This is a genomic window from Tenacibaculum todarodis, from assembly GCF_001889045.1.
Classification (GTDB): Bacteria; Bacteroidota; Bacteroidia; order Flavobacteriales; family Flavobacteriaceae; genus Polaribacter; species Polaribacter todarodis.
Map to the genome: position 1 here is coordinate 1,730,231 of NZ_CP018155.1, position 18,546 is coordinate 1,748,776.

Annotated in this window: 18 protein-coding genes; 14 read left to right on the plus strand and 4 right to left on the minus strand. The window is 31.7% G+C overall.

Annotated features, from left to right (window positions below; translation table 11 throughout):
- A complete protein-coding gene (rsmH, locus tag LPB136_RS07815; protein ID WP_072555693.1) occupies positions 1 to 900 on the minus strand; it encodes a 16S rRNA (cytosine(1402)-N(4))-methyltransferase RsmH in 900 nt (299 codons plus the stop codon).
- Entirely contained in the window at positions 887 to 1,354 is a 468-nt protein-coding gene (gene mraZ / locus LPB136_RS07820) for a division/cell wall cluster transcriptional repressor MraZ (RefSeq protein ID WP_072555695.1), read from the minus strand. Before mraZ ends, rsmH begins: the two co-directional genes overlap by 14 nt.
- A gap of 207 nt (positions 1,355 to 1,561) precedes the next feature.
- On the opposite strand from mraZ, the gene LPB136_RS07825 reads away from it, so the two are divergent.
- Genes LPB136_RS07825 through LPB136_RS07850 form a run of 6 tightly spaced genes read left to right on the plus strand, consistent with a single transcriptional unit; the run spans position 1,562 to position 6,119 of the window.
- Positions 1,562 to 2,326: an alpha/beta fold hydrolase gene (locus tag LPB136_RS07825; protein ID WP_072555696.1), complete on the plus strand. Its 765-nt coding sequence runs from the start codon at positions 1,562 to 1,564 to the stop codon at positions 2,324 to 2,326.
- Between the two features lie 8 nt (positions 2,327 to 2,334).
- The gene (gene yihA / locus LPB136_RS07830) at positions 2,335 to 2,946 is read left to right on the plus strand and encodes a ribosome biogenesis GTP-binding protein YihA/YsxC (protein ID WP_072555698.1); all 612 of its coding nucleotides are present in this window, start codon (positions 2,335 to 2,337) and stop codon (positions 2,944 to 2,946) included.
- 4 nt (positions 2,947 to 2,950) lie between these two features.
- Positions 2,951 to 3,652 (plus strand): RluA family pseudouridine synthase, encoded by a 702-nt coding sequence (locus LPB136_RS07835; RefSeq protein WP_072555699.1) that lies wholly within the window; start codon positions 2,951 to 2,953, stop codon positions 3,650 to 3,652.
- A gap of 42 nt (positions 3,653 to 3,694) precedes the next feature.
- On the plus strand, positions 3,695 to 5,068 hold the full coding sequence (locus LPB136_RS07840; RefSeq protein ID WP_072555701.1) for an aldehyde dehydrogenase: 1,374 nt from the start codon (positions 3,695 to 3,697) through the stop codon (positions 5,066 to 5,068).
- Between the two features lie 27 nt (positions 5,069 to 5,095).
- Positions 5,096 to 5,836 (plus strand): nitroreductase family protein, encoded by a 741-nt coding sequence (locus LPB136_RS07845; protein ID WP_072555703.1) that lies wholly within the window; start codon positions 5,096 to 5,098, stop codon positions 5,834 to 5,836.
- A gap of 4 nt (positions 5,837 to 5,840) precedes the next feature.
- Positions 5,841 to 6,119 carry a hypothetical protein gene (locus LPB136_RS07850; RefSeq protein WP_072555705.1) on the plus strand — a complete coding sequence of 93 codons (279 nt, stop codon included), beginning with the start codon at positions 5,841 to 5,843 and terminating at the stop codon, positions 6,117 to 6,119.
- 182 nt (positions 6,120 to 6,301) lie between these two features.
- Here the strand turns inward: LPB136_RS07850 and LPB136_RS07855 are convergent, their stop codons facing one another.
- Positions 6,302 to 8,689, minus strand: coding sequence for a penicillin acylase family protein (locus tag LPB136_RS07855; protein WP_072555707.1), 2,388 nt, complete (start codon positions 8,687 to 8,689; stop codon positions 6,302 to 6,304).
- Between the two features lie 74 nt (positions 8,690 to 8,763).
- Between LPB136_RS07855 and LPB136_RS07860 the strand changes: the two genes are divergently transcribed.
- The 4 genes from LPB136_RS07860 (at position 8,764) to LPB136_RS07875 (ending at position 14,319) form a co-directional block, all read left to right on the plus strand.
- Positions 8,764 to 9,891, plus strand: a complete 1,128-nt coding sequence (locus tag LPB136_RS07860; RefSeq protein WP_072555709.1) for a DegT/DnrJ/EryC1/StrS family aminotransferase — start codon at positions 8,764 to 8,766, stop codon at positions 9,889 to 9,891.
- Positions 9,892 to 9,928: 37 nt separating this feature from the next.
- The gene (gene galE, locus LPB136_RS07865) at positions 9,929 to 10,936 is read left to right on the plus strand and encodes a UDP-glucose 4-epimerase GalE (RefSeq protein WP_072555711.1); all 1,008 of its coding nucleotides are present in this window, start codon (positions 9,929 to 9,931) and stop codon (positions 10,934 to 10,936) included.
- Between the two features lie 6 nt (positions 10,937 to 10,942).
- Positions 10,943 to 11,344 carry an MFS transporter gene (locus tag LPB136_RS07870; RefSeq protein WP_072555713.1) on the plus strand — a complete coding sequence of 134 codons (402 nt, stop codon included), beginning with the start codon at positions 10,943 to 10,945 and terminating at the stop codon, positions 11,342 to 11,344.
- A 143-nt stretch (positions 11,345 to 11,487) separates the two neighbouring features.
- Positions 11,488 to 14,319 (plus strand): M16 family metallopeptidase, encoded by a 2,832-nt coding sequence (locus tag LPB136_RS07875; RefSeq protein WP_072555715.1) that lies wholly within the window; start codon positions 11,488 to 11,490, stop codon positions 14,317 to 14,319.
- 74 nt (positions 14,320 to 14,393) lie between these two features.
- Here LPB136_RS07875 and fabD read toward each other — a convergent pair whose 3' ends face one another.
- The gene (fabD, locus tag LPB136_RS07880; protein WP_072555717.1) at positions 14,394 to 15,281 is read right to left on the minus strand and encodes an ACP S-malonyltransferase; all 888 of its coding nucleotides are present in this window, start codon (positions 15,279 to 15,281) and stop codon (positions 14,394 to 14,396) included.
- 266 nt (positions 15,282 to 15,547) lie between these two features.
- Here fabD and LPB136_RS07885 point away from each other — a divergent pair, with 266 nt between their 5' ends.
- From LPB136_RS07885 to arsS, 4 genes are all read left to right on the plus strand, one after another.
- Complete coding sequence (locus LPB136_RS07885) at positions 15,548 to 16,234, plus strand: queuosine precursor transporter (protein WP_072555719.1); 687 nt, start codon at positions 15,548 to 15,550, stop codon at positions 16,232 to 16,234.
- Positions 16,235 to 16,288: 54 nt separating this feature from the next.
- Positions 16,289 to 16,999: a DUF547 domain-containing protein gene (locus tag LPB136_RS07890; RefSeq protein ID WP_072555721.1), complete on the plus strand. Its 711-nt coding sequence runs from the start codon at positions 16,289 to 16,291 to the stop codon at positions 16,997 to 16,999.
- Between the two features lie 74 nt (positions 17,000 to 17,073).
- Positions 17,074 to 17,409, plus strand: a complete 336-nt coding sequence (locus tag LPB136_RS07895; protein ID WP_072555723.1) for an arsenosugar biosynthesis-associated peroxidase-like protein — start codon at positions 17,074 to 17,076, stop codon at positions 17,407 to 17,409.
- Between the two features lie 81 nt (positions 17,410 to 17,490).
- Complete coding sequence (arsS, locus tag LPB136_RS07900) at positions 17,491 to 18,546, plus strand: arsenosugar biosynthesis radical SAM (seleno)protein ArsS (RefSeq protein WP_072555725.1); 1,056 nt, start codon at positions 17,491 to 17,493, stop codon at positions 18,544 to 18,546.

Here is an 18,546-nt window from a genome sequence, read left to right on the forward strand (position 1 = left end):
TTACTTTTTTAAAGTTGCTATTCTTAACTTAGCGCTTCGAGCCCTGTTGTTCAATTTGATTTCCTTAGGGGTTGGAATTATCAATTTGCCAACTTTTTTCAAAGGTTCACTTGTGTTACCAAAAAAATCCTTTTCTGGCTCGCCGCTAAATTTACCCATCTGTATAAATCTCTTTACTAATCTATCTTCTAAAGAATGATATGAGATTACACTTAATCTTCCGGTTGAGTTTAAGAGCGTAGGGATTTGCTCTAAAAACTCTTTTAATACTTCTAACTCTTGGTTTACTTCAATTCTAACTGCTTGAAATATTTGAGCTAATATTTTATGTTCTTTTGCCTTCGGAAGAAACTCTTGTAACACTTCCTTAAGCTGAAAACTTGTTCTAATTTCTTCTTCTTTTCTTGCTGCAACTATCTTTTTAGACAGCGCTCTTCCGTTTCTTAACTCACCATATAAAAACAAAATATCCGCAAGTCTTTCTTCACTATATTTATTGATAATAAATTTTGCTGATTTTTTTGAATTCTGATCCATTCTCATATCTAAATCCGCATCAAAACGCGTAGAAAAACCACGTTCTGCAACATCAAACTGATGAGACGAAACACCTAAATCCGCTAAAATTCCGTCAACTTTACTTATTCCGTAAAACCTTAAAAACCTTGAGATGTACCTAAAATTCTCTGCAATCAACACAAATCTCTTGTCATCAATTTTATTCTCTAACGCATCTGGATCCTGATCAAAGGCAAACAATCTTCCATTTTCACCTAATCGACTTAATATTTCTCTAGAATGACCACCTCCACCGAAGGTAACATCCACATAAACTCCACCTTCTTTTATATCAAGAGCATCTACACTTTCGTGCAACAAAACTGGATTATGATAACTCATCTACATCTGTATTTCCCATTACTTCTTCAGCTAAATCCGCAAAATCTACAGCGGCATCATCAATAGCTTTTTCATACTTATCTTTATCCCAAATCTCAATAATATTAACTGCTGAAGAAAGCACCACTTGCTTTTGAATTCCCGCAAATTGACACAAATCTTTCGGAATTAAAATTCTTCCAGACGCATCCATTTCAACTACTTTTACACCTGCAGTAAAACGACGGATAAAATCATTATTCTTCTTAACAAACCTGTTTAACTTGTTGATTTTCTCCATCATCAAATTCCACTCCTTCATTGGATACAACTCTAAACAAGGCTGAAAAACCGCTCTTTTAACAACAAAACCCTCTTGTAACACAGGCGCAAGTTGCTTCTTAAAAGCTGATGTCATCATCAACCTTCCTTTAGCATCGGCTTTACACTCGTATGTTCCAATTAAATTTATCACTATTAAATGTTAGTTTATCAATATTCAAAAATATAAATTTTTTACCACTTTTTACCACTTTTTACCACATTGTTGATAAATTTACCCTTTTTTAGTGTTTATAATAGTTTGAGTGTGAATTTTATGTTGAAAACCCTAATTTTAAAAATGATTTAATCATCAGTAAAAAAAAACTATATTTGCGTTTATGTCAAACCCACAATATAAATGACAAACAATTTAAAAACAGAAGGAAAGTTTACATACGCTGAGGCAGGAGAAGGAAGAGCAATAATAGTATTGCATGGACTTATGGGAGCGTTAAGTAATTTTGGAGATACCTTTGATCATTTTTCAAAAAAAGGATATAAAGTTATAATTCCTGAATTACCGCTATACACTCTTCCATTGTTAAAAACAAACGTTAAGAATTTAGCGAGTTTTTTACATGATTTTATAGAACATAAAAACCTTGAAGATGTGGTTTTACTAGGAAACTCTCTTGGAGGACACATAGCACTGTACTATATTAAACAATATCCAAAAGATGTTGCTGGTTTGGTATTAACAGGAAGTTCTGGCTTATACGAAAACTCTATGGGAAACAACTACCCTAGACGTGGAGACAAAGAATTTGTTGCTAATAAAACACGTGAAGTTTTTTACGATCCTGCTGTTGCAACTGAAGAACTTATTGATGAAGTTTACGATGTAATTAACGACAGAAATACGTTGTTAAAAACACTGGCTATTGCAAAAAGCGCAGTTAGACATAATATGGCAAAAGACTTGCCAAATATGAAACAACCAACTTGTTTAATCTGGGGAAAACAAGATTCAGTAACTCCACCAGAAGTTGCAAATGATTTTCACAGGCATTTACCAGATTCAGACTTATTTTGGATTGACAAATGTGGACACGCAGCAATGATGGAAAGACCAGAAGAATTTAATCAAGTTTTAGAAAACTGGTTAACAGAAAAAAACATCTAAACTACAAGATGAAAATAAAATCTGCAGAATTTATAATGAGTAACAGTAATGTTACTAAAGCACCAAAAGACAGAATTCCTGAGTATGCTTTTATAGGTCGTTCTAATGTTGGTAAATCTTCATTAATTAACATGTTAATGGAGCGCAAAGAATTAGCGAAAATCTCTGGAAAACCTGGAAAAACACAACTTATAAATCATTTTAAGATTAATAACGACTGGTTTTTAGTGGATTTACCTGGTTACGGTTACGCACAAATTTCTAAAAAGAAACGTACCATTTTTCAGTTTTTTATTGAAAATTACTTTAAAGAACGTGAGCAGTTAGTCTGCACATTTGTTTTAATTGATTCTCGTCATGATCCGCAAAAGATTGATTTAGAATTTATGCAGTTTTTGGGAGACAATCAGATTCCATTTTGTATTGTTTTTACAAAAGCCGATAAATTAGGAAGTTCTAAATTGAACCATCAAATTAATGCATACAAAAAGAAATTAGCAAATTTCTGGGACCCAATTCCTACTTCATTTGTAACATCATCTTCAACAAGTTATGGGCGTGAAGAATTTTTAGAATTTATTGACGGAATTAATAAAGACGTAGCTAAAGATTTTAAATAAATCTATGCATTCTTCAAAAGAAAATTTACTGGTTTTACACGAAGACAATCATTTAATAATTGTCAATAAACGTTCGGGTGATATTGTTCAAGGTGATAAAACTGGTGACAAACCACTAAGTGATGTTGTAAAAGAATACGTAAAAGAAAAATACAATAAACCTGGCGCGGTTTTTCTTGGAACGGTTCATCGATTAGACAGACCAACCTCTGGAATCGTAATTTTTGCAAGAACCTCTAAAGCCTTAGAGCGTTTAAACAAAATGCTGCGCGAAAAAACAATTAAAAAAACCTACTGGGCAGTTGTAGAGAAATTTCCAAAGAAAGAAAAAGATTCACTGGTAAATTTCTTGAAGAAAAACCCAAAAAACAACAAATCTACCGCTTATTCTAAAGAAATTGACGGAAGTAAAAAAGCAATTTTACATTATCAATTATTGAAAAAATTAGATAATTATTCTTTATTAGAAGTTGATTTAGAAACTGGGCGTCATCATCAAATTAGAGTCCAATTATCTGCTATTGGATCAATCATAAAAGGAGATTTAAAATACGGAGCAAAACGCAGCAACAAAAGCGGAAGTATTCACTTGCATGCTCGTAAAATTGAGTTTATTCACCCAGTAAATAAAGAACTAATTAAAGTTATTGCTCCAACACCAAAAGACCCTATTTGGGATGCTTGTTTGCAACCAACATTAACTTAAAAGTAATCGGTTAAATTTGTATCTTTATGCAAATTACAATTTATGAACATTCCTCAATTGGTACAATCGCAAAAAGATTTTTTTGCAAGTCAACAAACCAAAGATATTTCCTTTAGAAAAAATGCACTTAAAAGACTTCAGAAAGAAGTTATTAGGAGAGAAAATGACATTATAAAAGCTTTACATAACGATTTTAAGAAATCTGAATACGAAGCCGTAATGACCGAAACATCTATAGTTTTGGCAGAATTAAAGATGACTCTAAAAAACATACATTCTTGGAGCAAACCAAAACGTGTTTTACCATCAATGTTAAATTTTCCATCATCAGCAAAAATCTACAGTGAACCTTACGGAACAACATTAATTATTGCACCTTGGAATTATCCATATCAATTAGCTTTAGCACCACTAATTGGAGCAATAGCTGCTGGAAATACTGTGATTTTAAAACCTTCGGAATTAACACCCAACACATCAAAAATTACCAAAGAAATTGTGGAAGCTGTGTTTGACAAAAATCATGTTTCTGTAGTTGAAGGAGGTGTTTCAACATCTCAAGAATTATTAGCACAACGCTGGGATTATATTTTCTTTACAGGAAGCGTACCTGTTGGAAAAATCGTTGCCAAAGCAGCAGCAGAACACTTAACTCCGGTTACGTTAGAATTAGGAGGAAAAAGTCCATGTATTGTTGATGAAACTGCCAACATAAAATTAGCCGCAAAACGTTTAGTTTGGGGGAAATTTATAAACGGAGGACAAACTTGTATTGCCCCAGATTATTTATTGATTCACAAATCTGTAAAGGAAAAATTTGTATCGTGTTTTAAAGATGAAATTTTTAGAGCTTATGGCGAAAATCCGAAGGAATCTGAAGATTATCCAAGGATTGTAAACACCAAAAATTTTGATAGATTAGCTTTGATGTTAGCAAACGAAAACTGTGTAATTGGTGGAGAAACTGATAGAAACCAAAATTACATTGCTCCTACTTTAATTGATGAACCCAATTTAGAAAGTGAAGTTATGAAAGGAGAAATTTTTGGACCAATTTTTCCGTTAATTTCTTACGAAACTGAACAAGATTTCGACTCCGTAATTGATAAGTATGACAAACCTTTAGCTCTTTATGTTTTTACAAATAAAAATAGTTTTGCTAAAAAAATGATTGCTAAGTATTCTTTTGGAGGCGGAACTATAAACGATACAACTGTTCATTTTGCAAACCATCGCTTGCCTTTTGGTGGTGTTGGAGAAAGCGGAATTGGAGGCTATCACGGAAAACAAACTTTTGATACTTTTTCACATAAAAAAGGAGTTGTAACAAGAGGTAACTGGCTAGATGTACCGACACGTTACGCTCCATATACTGGAAAATTAAAGCAATTAAAAATGTTAATGAAATGGAGTTAAATTTCTAAATCATTCTAAAAGACTTAAATGAATAATCAACAAAAAACCGTTTCTGAAGCTATAAACTATCGTCGTTCTGTTAGAATTTTCGATGCAGAAAAACCAATTAAAACTTCCATAGTTAAAAGATGTTTAGAGCAAGCAAGTTTAGCGCCAACGAGTAGTAATATGCAGTTGTGGGAGTTTATTCACATTACCAACAAAGAAACTATTGCTAAAATTGCACCAATGTGTTTCAACCAAAATGCTGCAAAAACTGCACAAGAACTAGTTATTTTTGTGGTTAGAAAAGATTTATGGCGTAAACGTGCAAAAGCAAACTTATCTATGTTAGATAAAATGTTTGGAAAGAATAATCCAAAGTCAGAACAAAAAAGCAGAGAGAAAGTTGCACGTAATTATTACGGAAAAATTATTCCGTTTGCGTATTTTGATTTCTTCGGAATTGCTGGTTTTTTCAAATATATTATGATTTTAATTACGGGTTTATTTAAACCCATGTATAGAGAAGTTAGAAATAGCGACATGCGAATTGTTGCTCATAAAACTTGCGGATTAGCAGCCCAAACATTTATGCTTTCAATGGCGGCAGAAAATTATGATACTTGCCCAATGGAAGGCTCTGATACTTGGCGCGTAAAACGATTATTAAACATTCCACGAAACGCAGAAATAAATATGATAGTATCTTGCGGAATAAGAAAACCAGAAGGTGTTTATGGTGAGCGTTTTAGAATTCCGTTTGAAGAAATTTATACAGTAGTTTAACAAAATGAGCAAAAAAATAAAATACATACTTGTTGCAATTACTCTTTTAGTAATTGGAATCGCTATTTTTTCTTACACAGTTTTAGCGAACTATAATGAAATTTCATTAAGTAAAGGTGAAGAGATTATGGACAGGCAAAGAAGTTGGATAGAAGATAACATTAGCTTAGCAGATACTACTTCTTATGAAACTAAAAGACGAATAGATTCTATTACTAGAGCTGAGTTAAAAATCTTAAAAACACAAGATAGTTTGTTGAATTTGAAAATGAATAAAAAATGACATCAAGAAACGCGTCATTGGACACTATCCTAAAATCTGTGTAAGTTAAAAAATCTCAGGTTAATTAATTAATTAATTAATTAATTAATTAACCTGAGATTTTTTCATACATGATTGTTACAAACTTAGTCTTTTCTAAATTACAGATTGCTTCGTTCCTCGCAATGACGTATTTCTACATACTACTTGATTTTCGGCAAAAACACCAATTTATTTTCTGATTGTTCTATTTCTTTCTGATTAATTTTCATCTTTACAAACTCTCCATCTACATATTTTTGAGCTTGATCTTTATAATGTTCACTAAACACATTACCCGACTGCCCTGTTGGCAAAATAGCCAAACTATTATCAACATCAGAAAAATCAACTACGCGGCGTGTTGAAGGTCCAGCAGTTATTTTATAAACTCCTGTGCTATCAATACTAAAAATTTGATTGTTTATTACTTGATCTCCACCGTTAGTTTTAAAAGGACCGACATTAAAAAATTTACGTAATAATCCGCCAGCTTTACCAATTGCATGTTCGTACTCTACAGAAGCAACACGGTTCCATTTCCAATCTTCCACATTTTCTCCTAACTGATTTTGTAAAAACTCAAAAGTTTTTTTGAACGATTTAGAAATAATCTCTTGTTTCGTTTCAACCTTATCTTTTGTAGAAACATCGTCCCACCAAACAGAATTTTCTTTGGCTGCTTGTACAGGTAGAACCTTTTCTACAAACGGCGTATTTACAAACTGATTATAAGCCTTTCCCATTTCATCTTTAAATGTATTTTTTTGAAACTCATAAACAAAACGGTTATAAATTACCGGGGCAACTTCATCTTTTCCGTAATAACCATTCCATTTTTTCAGAATATCAATAGCTTTTTTTTCACTTGCAGAAACATTTTCTAAATCTAACGAATTCGTGAAACTTACTATTACATCTGGAGCGGAAGGTGAAACAACATCATACAACATTGTTGCCACTTCCTCTTTTGTCCAATCGTTTTTTGGTGCCAATAAATCTACAATTCTTCTCGCTCTATTTTCAGCTAAATAATAACCTGGATATAATTTTCCAGCAATAGAATCTGGTTGATTATTTGCTGAATAAACATAATTCAAACTCGGATTTATAGCTTGTGGATTTTCCTCAAAATCTAAATACTCTACAATTTCATCTTTACCAGAAGCACCATCTAAAATTGTTTTTGTGTATAATGAATCTCTGTATTTATATAGCTTTCCAGAAGCAAACCAAGCAATATTATTTTTTGCGTCACCATACATTATATTTAAACCAGGTGCATGTAATTTGCTTGCACCTACTTTAAATTCTGATAAATTTTGTGCGTGAGAAATATCATAACCAACTTCTAACAATTGATTGTTAAATTTGGTGTAAATCCACTGCATTGCTATTGGACGTTCATCGTCAATAAAATCAATTAAGCCATTCATTATTGGTCCGTGTTTACTAACTTTCACTTGATAAACAGTATCTTTTTCTCCTTTAATTTTTATACGTTTATCAATTAATTTGTATTGTTGAAATCCATCTGAAGTTTTATATTCTAAAGAATTATTCGGGTTGTTTTTCTCATAGTAAAAATCAACATCATCGTTTTCAAACATTGTTAATCCGTAGGCATAATTTTTATTGTGTCCCAACAACGGAAACGGCGTTAAAGCCAAGTTGAAACCATACATTTCATAATCTGGTGTTTTTATATGGTTTTGATACCAAACGGAAGGTTGAGAAAAACCAATATGTGGATCATTTGCAAAAATTACTTTTCCGTTTTTTGTTTTATCTGCTCCAATTACCCAAGAATTACTTCCAATAAAAGGAGAAATTGGTAATTTCTCTAACAACACATTCATTGAAGCAGCAAAATCTGCTTTCAATTCTGGATTCTTTTCATTTTTGATTAAGGTTAAATTCTGAAATTCAGCACCTACTAATTCATTAAAATAAGCATCGCCTAATTTTTCTTTCACTTCCGTTAACATTGGATCGGTTTTATGAGCAACCGCAAAACTAAAAGCCATATATCCAAAAACATTATATATATCTTTTATGGAATATTTCTCTTTTTCCAATCCTATTAAATGAAACTCTAATGGTGTTGTTCCTTCAGTAATAAATTGATTTATTCCATTTAAATAAGCTTCCGTAAGTTTATATGCTTCCGAATTTTTATCTAAGTTTTCAATCGTTTTTTCAGCAGCTTCTTCAATACCTAAACCAGAGAAAAACTTGTCTGTTCTCACTAAATCTTTACCAAAAAGTTCTGCTAATCTACCCGCAGAAATTCTTCTAATCAATTCCATTTGCCACAATCTATCTTGCGCATGCACATAGCCCAAAGCCACATATGCATCTTGTTGGTTTTCCGCGTTAATATGCGGCACGCCAACTTCATCATAATAGACAGTTACTTTATCAGAAATGTTCGTTAATTCTAATTCTCCATTATAAGTTGGATGCAAAGTTCTTGAGAAAACCCATGCTCCAGCTACAAGAAGAATTAATAAAATAAAAATTACTTTTACTGCCTTTTTAAATAGTTTCATTTGATAAATTTAATTCCAAAGATAACAGAAATTTAATTCGTATTTTTGGTGTTCTAAAAAATTCATTCAACAAGATGAAAAAAATTCAAATGGTTGACCTACAAGGTCAATATGCAAAGATAAAATCGCAAGTAAACACCGCTTTTGAAAGTGTTTTAGACACAGCTTACTATATTGGAGGCCCTGAAGTTAAAGGCTTTGGAGCAGATTTAGAAAAATATTTAGATGTAAAACACGTAATTCCATGTGCAAACGGAACCGACGCTTTGCAAATTGCAATGATGGGTTTAGGTTTAGAACAAGGAGATGAAGTTATAACGGCAGATTTTACTTTTGCTGCAACAGTAGAAGTGATTGCACTATTAAAATTAACGCCAGTTTTGGTTGATGTTGAACCTGATACTTTTAATATAGATATTGAAGCGTTAAAAAAAGCTATTACTCCAAAAACAAAAGCTATTGTTCCTGTTCATTTATTTGGACAATGTGCCAATATGGAAGCCGTAATGGAAGTTGCTAAAGAGCATAATCTTTATGTAATTGAAGATAATGCACAAGCAATTGGTGCAGATTATACATTCTCAGATGGAACAAAAAAGAAATCTGGTACTATTGGAAATGTAGGAACTACTTCATTTTTTCCATCTAAAAACTTAGGATGTTATGGAGATGGTGGCGCAATTTTTACAAATGATGACGATTTAGCCCACACAATAAGAGGTATTGTAAATCACGGAATGTACAAACGCTATTACCACGATGTTGTTGGAGTAAATTCTCGTTTAGACAGTTTACAAGCTGCTGTTTTACAAATAAAATTACCTTTACTGGATGGTTTTTGTGATGCACGAAGAAGCGCTGCGGAATACTATTCTACTGCTTTTGCTAACAATCCAAATATTATTACACCAGTAATTAGCGATTTTACAACTCATGTTTTTCATCAGTATACTTTAAAAATTACGAATGGAAAACGTAATGAATTGCATCAACATTTATTAGATAATAATATTCCAAATGCAATTTATTATCCAGTTCCTTTACATGCGCAAAAGGCTTATAAAGACGAACGTTATAATGAAGCAGATTTTAAAGTTACCAATCAATTAATTGATGAAGTCATTTCTTTACCAATGCACACAGAGTTAGATGAAGAACAATTAGCATTTATAACTAAAACAATTTTAAATTTTATTAAGTAAAAATCATAAAATATTATTTACCCCCTAAAATAATAAAATGAAAAAAATCCTTGTTACTGGCGGATTAGGTTTTATAGGTTCTCACACTGTTGTAGAGTTACAAAACGCTGGATTTAATGTTTTAATTATTGACAACCTTTCTAATTCTAGAATAGAGGCTTTAGAACAAATAAAATCCATAACAAGTGTAAAACCAGATTTTTACAATATTGATATTCGTAGTAAAGAAGCTTTAAAAAGTTTTTTTGATACTGAAAAAGTAGACGGAATTATTCATTTCGCAGCTTTAAAAAGTGTTGGTGAAAGCGTACAAAAACCACAAGAGTATTTTGAAAATAATGTAGATGGTTTAGTTAATCTATTAGCTGAAATTAAAAACAGAAACCTCAATAATTTAATTTTCAGTTCTTCTTGTACCGTTTATGGACAAGCAGATGAATTGCCGATTACAGAAAACGCTCCACTTAAACCTGCGGAATCTCCGTATGGAGAAACCAAACAAATTGGCGAAAAAATTATAAATGAAAGTTGTCTTTCAAACAATTTAAAGGCAATAGCATTGCGTTATTTTAATCCTATTGGCGCGCACAAAAGTGCTAAAATTGGCGAATTACCTTTAGGAATTCCACAAAATTTAATTCCGTACGTAACCCAAACTGCAGCTGGAATTAGAGAACAATTATCTGTTTTTGGAGACGATTATCCAACTAAAGACGGAACCGCTGTTCGTGATTATATACACGTTGTAGATTTAGCAAAAGCACATATTTCAGCATTAAAAAGACTCATCAATAAAAGTAACAAAACAAATTTTGAAGTTTTTAATATAGGAACTGGAAAAGGAACTTCAGTTTTAGAAATTATAAAAACTTTTGAAAAAGTAACCAATCAAAAACTAAATTATAAAATTGTTGAAAGACGCTCTGGAGATATAACTTCTGCCTATGCAGATACTACTCTCGCCAACAAAGAACTGAATTGGAAAACAGAAAAAACTTTAGACCAAGCGTTACTCTCTGCCTGGAAATGGCAACAAAAACAATAATAAATTATGGAAAACGAAATTAAGACATTAAAAATTATTCATTTTGCATTATTAGCAGGATTAACACTTGGCTATTTTATAATTGGAGACATCTTAAACATTACGGTTCCTACACTAGAAGGAGAAAACTTGTATTATATATTTATTCCTGCAATTGCAGTTTTAGCAAGTAACTTTGTATTTAAAAACTTACTATCAAAAATAGATAAGATACAATCTAAAGAAGAAAAAATGATGCAATATCAAACAGCTTCAATTGTTCGTTGGGCAATTCTAGAAGGTAGTGCATTTTTAATTTTATTTCTAAAACCTGAATTAGCTATTTTTGGGCTTTTACTAATATTATACTTATTTTTAGTAAAACCTACTAAAGAAAAAATTGAAAACGAGTTAGATATTAAACTATAGCGTTTGTAGTTTTAAATGAAACATTATAACAACTAATTTTAAAGAAAACTCAAACTATATCTAGTTTGAGTTTTTTTTTAACAATACATAAAGATTTTCCTAATTTAGTTTTAGTAATTTTATAAACTCAAAAATCAACTCAAATGAAAAAAATATGTATCGCTTTTTTAGCAATTACAAGTTTAATAGCTTGTAATACTTCCAAAGAAAAAACACCGGAACTAAGTATTAATTACAAAAAAATAGAATTAAAAAATGGATTAGATGTTATCTTTCATGTAGACAAATCAGATCCTGTAGTTGCAGTAGAGTTAATGGTACACGTTGGTTCTGCTAGAGAAATTGAAGGCCGAACAGGTTTTGCTCATTTATTTGAACATTTATTATTTCTAGAATCTGAAAACTTAGGAAAAGGTGGGTTAGATAAAATGAGCGCAAGAATTGGTGGTTCTGGAGCAAATGGATCTACTTCTAGAGACAGAACAAACTACTTGCAAACTGTACCAAAAAATGGTTTAGAAAAAATGATTTGGGCAGAGGCAGATAAATTAGGTTGGTTTATAAACACCGTTACAGACCCAGTTTTAGCAAAAGAAAAACAAGTTGTAAAGAACGAAAAAAGACAGAGTAATGATAATAGACCTTATGGTCATAATCAATATGTAATTGGTAAAAACTTATATCCAAAAGATCATCCTTATAACTGGCAAGTAATTGGTTCTTTAGAAGATTTACAAAATGCTACTTTGCAAGATGTAAAAACATTTTTTAAAAAATGGTATGTTCCTAATAATTCAACCTTAGTTTTGTCTGGAGATATAGATGTAGAACAGGCAACAAAATGGGTTCATAAATATTTTGATGAAATCCCTAAAGGAAATGAAATTCCTGCATTAGAAAAAAGACCAGGAAAAGTTAACCAAATTAAATCTTTATATTACGAAGATAATTTTGCAAGAGTACCACAATTAACTATGGTTTGGCCAACTGTTGAACAATACCATCCAGATTCTTATGCATTAAACGTTTTATCCCAATATTTAACAGACGGAAAATCGGCTCCATTTAATACAATTTTAATTGATGATTTAAAACTAACTTCTCGTACAGGAATGTATAGTAGAAATTCCGAATTAGCAGGAGAAACACAAATTGCAATTAGAGCTTTTAACAATGTAAAATTAGATGATGTAAAAGCTGGAATAGAAAAAGCTTTTGCAAAATTTGAAGAAGAAGGTATTTCTGAAAAAGATTTAAATAGAATTAAAGCCGGACAAGAAACACGCTTTTACAGTAGCTTATCTAGCGTATTAGGAAAAGGAACCAATTTAGCTTCTTACAATACATATACAGGAAATCCTGGCTTTGTAACACAAGACATAAAAAACACACTTGCTGTAACAACAGAAGATGTAATACGTGTTTATAACAAATACATTAAAGCCAAAAATTATGTAGCCACTAGTTTTGTTCCTAGAAGTTCTGCAGAATTAGCTTTAACAGGAGCTATTTTAGCGGATGTTGTAGAAGAGAAAATTGTAACAGGAGCAGAAGAGAAATTCGATCCAAAAATTGCTGCAACTTACGAGAAAACCCCTTCTACTTTTGATAGAAGTATAGAACCTCCATACGGAAATACTCCTTCATTAGCAGTTCCTAAAGTTTATGAGAGTAGCCTAGAAAATGGCTTAAAAATATTCGGAATACAAAATGATGAAGTTCCTTTAGTGCGTTTTAATATTACTATTGATGGCGGACAATTACTAGAGTCTATGGATAAATTAGGCGTTGCTAATTTAACAGCAGACTTGTTAAACAAAGGAACAAAAAACAAAAGTGTAAAAGAATTAGAAGAAGCAATTCAAGATTTGGGCGCTACAATTAATGTATATTCAGATACAGAAAACATTACTTTAAGCGGAACAACTTTAGCTAAAAACTACACCCAAACATTGGCATTAGCTGAAGAAATTTTGTTAGAACCTAGATTCGATAAAAAAGAGTTCGAATTACTTAAAAAAGCTGCAATTACTAACTTACGCCAGCAAGAAGCAAATCCAAATTCAGTTGCAAGTAATGCTTACAACGAATTAATTTACGGAAAAGATAATATCCGCTCTAAAAATATTTTAGGTAATTTAACGTCTGTAGAAAAAATAACAATTGACGATTTAAAAACCTATTACAATAATTACATTTCTCCATCTGTCACAAAAATGTTAGTTGTTGGAGATATTTCTAAAGAAAAAGTAATAACATCTCTAGAAAATTTGAATACAAAATGGAAAGCAAAAGAAGTTACAATACCCGTGTACAAAACACCAGATGCTCCTACTAAACCAACAGTTTATTTTTATGACATTCCTAATGCAAAACAATCAACTTTAAAATTTGGTGCTCCAGCTTTAGCGGTAACAGACAAAGAGTATCATGCAGCTACTGTTATGAATTATATTCTTGGCGGAGGTGGATTTGCTTCTCGTCTAACACAGGAACTAAGAGAAGGAAAAGGGTATACTTACGGAATCCGTTCTGGTTTTTCTGGTACAAAAGCAAAAGGAGCTTTCACAATTTCAAGTGGAGTTCGTTCTAATGTTACATTAGAATCTGCACAAGCAGTTAAAAAAATACTAGAAGACTATCCAACTACTTTTTCTGATAAAGATTTAGAAACAACAAAAAGTTTCTTAATTAAAAGTAATGCAAGAGCATTTGAAACCTCTTGGGCAAAACTAAATATGCTTTCCAATATTAGTGATTACGGGTTAAAAGCTGATTATGTGAACGACTTTGAAAAAATAGTAAATAATATGACAAAAGAACGTGTTAAGGAACTTGCTAATAAATATGTAAACCCAAATAAAATGATTTGGTTAGTTGTTGGTGATGCAGAAACACAACTAGAAAGAATGAAAGAATTAGGCTATGGAGAACCAATTCTATTAAATAAAAGGCAGCAGAAAATTAAGAACTAGATTTAAAATAATTAAATAAGAAAGCTCCAATGTTAAATTTAACATTGGGGCTTTCTATTATTAATAACCTAAAATTATTCCGATAATACAGCTCCACTAGCAGCAACGCTTCTATCAATTTTACGCATTAAACCTTGTAAAACTTTACCTGGCCCAACTTCAATAAATTCAGTTCCTCCATCAGCAATCATAGCCTGAATACACTGTGTCCATTTTACAGGCGCAGTTAATTGTTTTATTAAATTCTCTTTAATTTCAGCAGGATTTGTAACCGCTTTTGCTGGCACATTTTGATACACAGCACAAGTAGGTTCATTAAATACAGTTGCTTCAATCGCAGCAGCTAATTCCTCTCTTGCTGGCTCCATCATTGGTGAGTGAAAAGCTCCACCAACAGGTAACATTAAAGCTCTTCTTGCACCTTTTTCTTTAAAAACTTCACACGCTTTTTCAATAGCAGAAACTTCACCAGAAATTACTAATTGTCCAGGACAATTGTAATTTGCCGCTACCACTACTCCATCAATTTCTTCACAAGTATCTTCTACTATTTTATCATCCAAACCTAAAACCGCTGCCATTGTAGATGGAGCAATTTCACACGCTTTTTGCATTGCCAAAGCACGTTTAGAAACCAAGGTTAATCCGTCTTCAAAAGACAAAACTCCGTTGGCAACTAATGCCGATAATTCTCCTAAAGAATGTCCTGCAACCATTTCTGGTTTAAAAGAATCTCCTAAAACTTTCGCTAAAATTACAGAATGCAAAAAGATGGCAGGTTGCGTAACTTTAGTTTGTTTTAACTCTTCTGCGGTTCCTTCAAACATTACGTCCGTAATAGAAAAACCTAAAATAGTATTTGCTTTTTCAAACAGTTCTTGCGCTAACGGATAGTTTTCGTATAAATCCAATCCCATTCCTGTAAATTGCGCTCCTTGACCCGGAAAAATATATGCTTTCATGTATTGTGTATTTGTGTAACTGTTTATTCGTTTAATTGTTGGCAAAAATAAACATTTTAATTTGAAGCTATTTCCCGCTTTCCGCTATATCTTTTTTACCTCTGTTCTCGATACAAATTTGTTCATACTTCACAAATTCACTCGAACTGACAGTAAAAAAGGATGCCGCTACAATCGGGGCTAAACTTGTTTGCTAACTTTAGTCATCAATTCTAAAAATCTAATAATCTAACTATCGAGTTATCTAAAATCACTATTTTCGTTCTATGACACTAGAAAACAAAAATCTTGCCCAAAATATTTATCTAATTCTGGCTGCATTGTTTATTGCGTCTTTGGTAGCATCAAACTTAATATTTCAGAAATTCTTTTATTGGGAACCATTTGGTTTGTACCGATTTGAAATTTCTGTTGGAATACTTCCCTATCCGATTACTTTTTTAATAACCGATATTTTATCAGAAATCTACGGAAAAAAGAAAGCAAATCAAGTTGTAATTGCTGGTATTTTTGCATCCTTTTTTTCAATGTTAATTATTTTAGTGGCAGATTTCACTCCTGCAATTGATAATTCTCCAATAGATAATAAAACCTTTCATCAAGTTTTTGGATTATCTCCTTTAGCAGTTTTAGCATCCATGTTGGCATATTTACTTGCGCAGTTTATAGATATTAGAATTTTTCATTTCTGGAAAAAACTAACTAAAGGAAAACACCTTTGGTTACGTAATAACTTTTCAACCTTTGCTTCACAATTTATAGACACTTTTACAGTAGTTTCCTTATTATCTATTTTTGGTATTTTACCTTGGTCTATTTTTACATCATTACTAATAAGCGGATTTTTATTCAAAGTAATTATAGCGGCTTTAGACACTCCAATTTTATACGGAATTATATACCTTTTCCGAAGAAAATTCAATTTAAAAGTAGGTGAAGAAATTTTGGATTAATTTTTGTAATCAATAGTAAAAGGTTTCGTCTAAAAAACAATAAATTATATAAAAATGAAGAATTTTATAACAGCAATACTTTTAATGTTATTTGTTTCAGCAAGTGCACAAACTTCAACATTTAATGAACTATTGCAAAAACATGTTAGCAAACAAGGAAATGTAGATTACAAAGGATTAAAAACTAACGAGACTAAGTTAGACAGTTACCTAAACTATTTAGCTACAACAACTCCAGATAAATCTTGGTCTACAAATAAGCAAAAAGCCTTTTGGATTAACGCTTATAATGCATATACTCTAAAATTAATTTTAAGTAATTATCCTTTAAAAAGCATTACAGATATAAAGGAAAAAGGCAATATAGCTTGGAAAATTCCATTTGTAAAAGTTGGTAAAAAAACTTATACATTGGATCATCTTGAACACAAGATTTTGCGTAAAGACTTATTTGACCCTAGAGTTCATGTTGGCGTAAATTGTGCATCTGGTTCTTGTCCTAAGTTACACAACAAGGCTTTTACAGAAGAAAACATTAATGCCGAATTGGATAAACTAATGGTTGCTTTTGTTAATGATAGCAACAAAAACAAACTAAATAAAAAGAGTACTGTTCATCTTTCAGAAATTTTTAACTGGTTTAAAGAGGATTTTACAAAAGATGGTTCTGTTATAGATTTCATTAATAAATACGCATCAGAAAAAGTAAATACGGATGCTAAAATTCATTATTTACCTTACGATTGGAATCTTAACGGTAAGTAGGTAGCGTTGCTACTTTATTTAAAATATAATTGAAAACAATTTGTACTTTTACTTTTCAACTGAAATAAAACAAAATGTCAAAAACATATTACGATCCAGCTGATTTAAGAAAGTTTGGAAAAATAACAGAATGGAACGAAGAACTTGGAAACAAGTTCTTTGATTATTACGGAAAAGTCTTTGAAGAAGGTGCTTTAACTGCTCGTGAAAAAAGCTTAATTGCTTTAGCTGTTGCACATACGGAACAATGTCCGTATTGTATTGACGCGTATACAAAAGATAGTTTACAACGTGGTATTACAAAAGAACAAATGATGGAAGCCATTCACGTTGGAGCAGCCATAAAAAGTGGCGCAACTTTAGTACATGGAGTTCAAATGATGAATAAAGTGAATAAATTAGACGGATAAATAAGTACACAGTTTACAGTATCAGTTGGCAGATAAACCTGCTCAAACTGTTTACTGCGACTGAAAACTGAAAACTAAAAAATGGCTACAAAGTCTTTAAAAGCAAGAAATAACGATTTAGCAAACACACAGCGTCAAATGGAAATTCTTTCAAACGGAATTTTCGCAGACGGTGAGTTGCCAACTTTTGCTAATAAAATAAAGGAAACAAATCAGCTTCCTTTACGTCCAAAGAAATTAGAAATTCTACAAATAAATTTAGGTTATATGTGTAACCAAGTTTGTGCACATTGTCATGTAGATGCGGGTCCAGATCGAAAAGAGATTATGACCATTGAAACCATGCAACAATGTTTAGATGTTATTAAAAAAACGGAAGCGCATACACTAGATTTAACTGGTGGCGCACCAGAAATGAACCCAAATTTTAGGTGGTTTGTAGAAGAAGCTTCTAAAGCAGGAATTAAAGATTTTATTGTTCGTTCTAACTTAACAATTATTAGAGCCAATAAAAAGTATTACGATTTACCTGAATTTTTCAAGAAACACAATGTTCATGTAGTTTCTTCAATGCCACATTGGACACGTGGAAAAACCGATAAACAACGTGGTGATGGTGTTTTTGACAAGTCAATCAAAGCATTACAAATGCTAAACGAAGTTGGTTACGGAATGGAAGGTTCTAACCTAAAATTAGATCTAGTGTACAATCCGTCTGGTGCATTTTTACCAGGAGATCAAATGGCGCTAGAAAACGATTTCAAAAAAGCTTTGAAAGACGATTTTAATATTGACTTTCATAGTTTATTTGCAATCACAAATTTACCAATTAGTAGATTTTTAGATTATTTAATTGCTTCAGAAAATTACGAAGATTATATGCATTCTTTAGTTGACGCATACAATCCTGCTGCAGTAGAAAACGTAATGTGTACAAACACACTTTCTATAAGTTGGGATGGTTGGTTGTACGATTGCGATTTTAATCAAATGCTGAATTTAAAAGTTAATTCTAAAGTAAAACATATTTCCGAATACAACGAAGAATTGTTACAGGATAGAAATATAATTATCAACCAACATTGTTACGGTTGTACTGCTGGTGCTGGAAGTAGTTGCCAAGGAGTTGTGGCGTAA

Bases quoted from the DNA above. Each gene is read 5' to 3' on its own strand.
- rsmH (WP_072555693.1), bottom strand. From the start codon at position 900: ATGAGTTATCATAATCCAGTTTTGTTGCACGAAAGTGTAGATGCTCTT.
- LPB136_RS07825 (WP_072555696.1), top strand. From the start codon at position 1,562: ATGACAAACAATTTAAAAACAGAAGGAAAGTTTACATACGCTGAGGCA.
- yihA (WP_072555698.1), top strand. From the start codon at position 2,335: ATGAAAATAAAATCTGCAGAATTTATAATGAGTAACAGTAATGTTACT.
- LPB136_RS07835 (WP_072555699.1), top strand. From the start codon at position 2,951: ATGCATTCTTCAAAAGAAAATTTACTGGTTTTACACGAAGACAATCAT.
- LPB136_RS07840 (WP_072555701.1), top strand. From the start codon at position 3,695: ATGAACATTCCTCAATTGGTACAATCGCAAAAAGATTTTTTTGCAAGT.
- LPB136_RS07845 (WP_072555703.1), top strand. From the start codon at position 5,096: ATGAATAATCAACAAAAAACCGTTTCTGAAGCTATAAACTATCGTCGT.
- LPB136_RS07850 (WP_072555705.1), top strand. From the start codon at position 5,841: ATGAGCAAAAAAATAAAATACATACTTGTTGCAATTACTCTTTTAGTA.
- LPB136_RS07855 (WP_072555707.1), bottom strand. From the start codon at position 8,689: ATGAAACTATTTAAAAAGGCAGTAAAAGTAATTTTTATTTTATTAATT.
- LPB136_RS07860 (WP_072555709.1), top strand. From the start codon at position 8,764: ATGAAAAAAATTCAAATGGTTGACCTACAAGGTCAATATGCAAAGATA.
- galE (WP_072555711.1), top strand. From the start codon at position 9,929: ATGAAAAAAATCCTTGTTACTGGCGGATTAGGTTTTATAGGTTCTCAC.
- LPB136_RS07870 (WP_072555713.1), top strand. From the start codon at position 10,943: ATGGAAAACGAAATTAAGACATTAAAAATTATTCATTTTGCATTATTA.
- LPB136_RS07875 (WP_072555715.1), top strand. From the start codon at position 11,488: ATGAAAAAAATATGTATCGCTTTTTTAGCAATTACAAGTTTAATAGCT.
- fabD (WP_072555717.1), bottom strand. From the start codon at position 15,281: ATGAAAGCATATATTTTTCCGGGTCAAGGAGCGCAATTTACAGGAATG.
- LPB136_RS07885 (WP_072555719.1), top strand. From the start codon at position 15,548: ATGACACTAGAAAACAAAAATCTTGCCCAAAATATTTATCTAATTCTG.
- LPB136_RS07890 (WP_072555721.1), top strand. From the start codon at position 16,289: ATGAAGAATTTTATAACAGCAATACTTTTAATGTTATTTGTTTCAGCA.
- LPB136_RS07895 (WP_072555723.1), top strand. From the start codon at position 17,074: ATGTCAAAAACATATTACGATCCAGCTGATTTAAGAAAGTTTGGAAAA.
- arsS (WP_072555725.1), top strand. From the start codon at position 17,491: ATGGCTACAAAGTCTTTAAAAGCAAGAAATAACGATTTAGCAAACACA.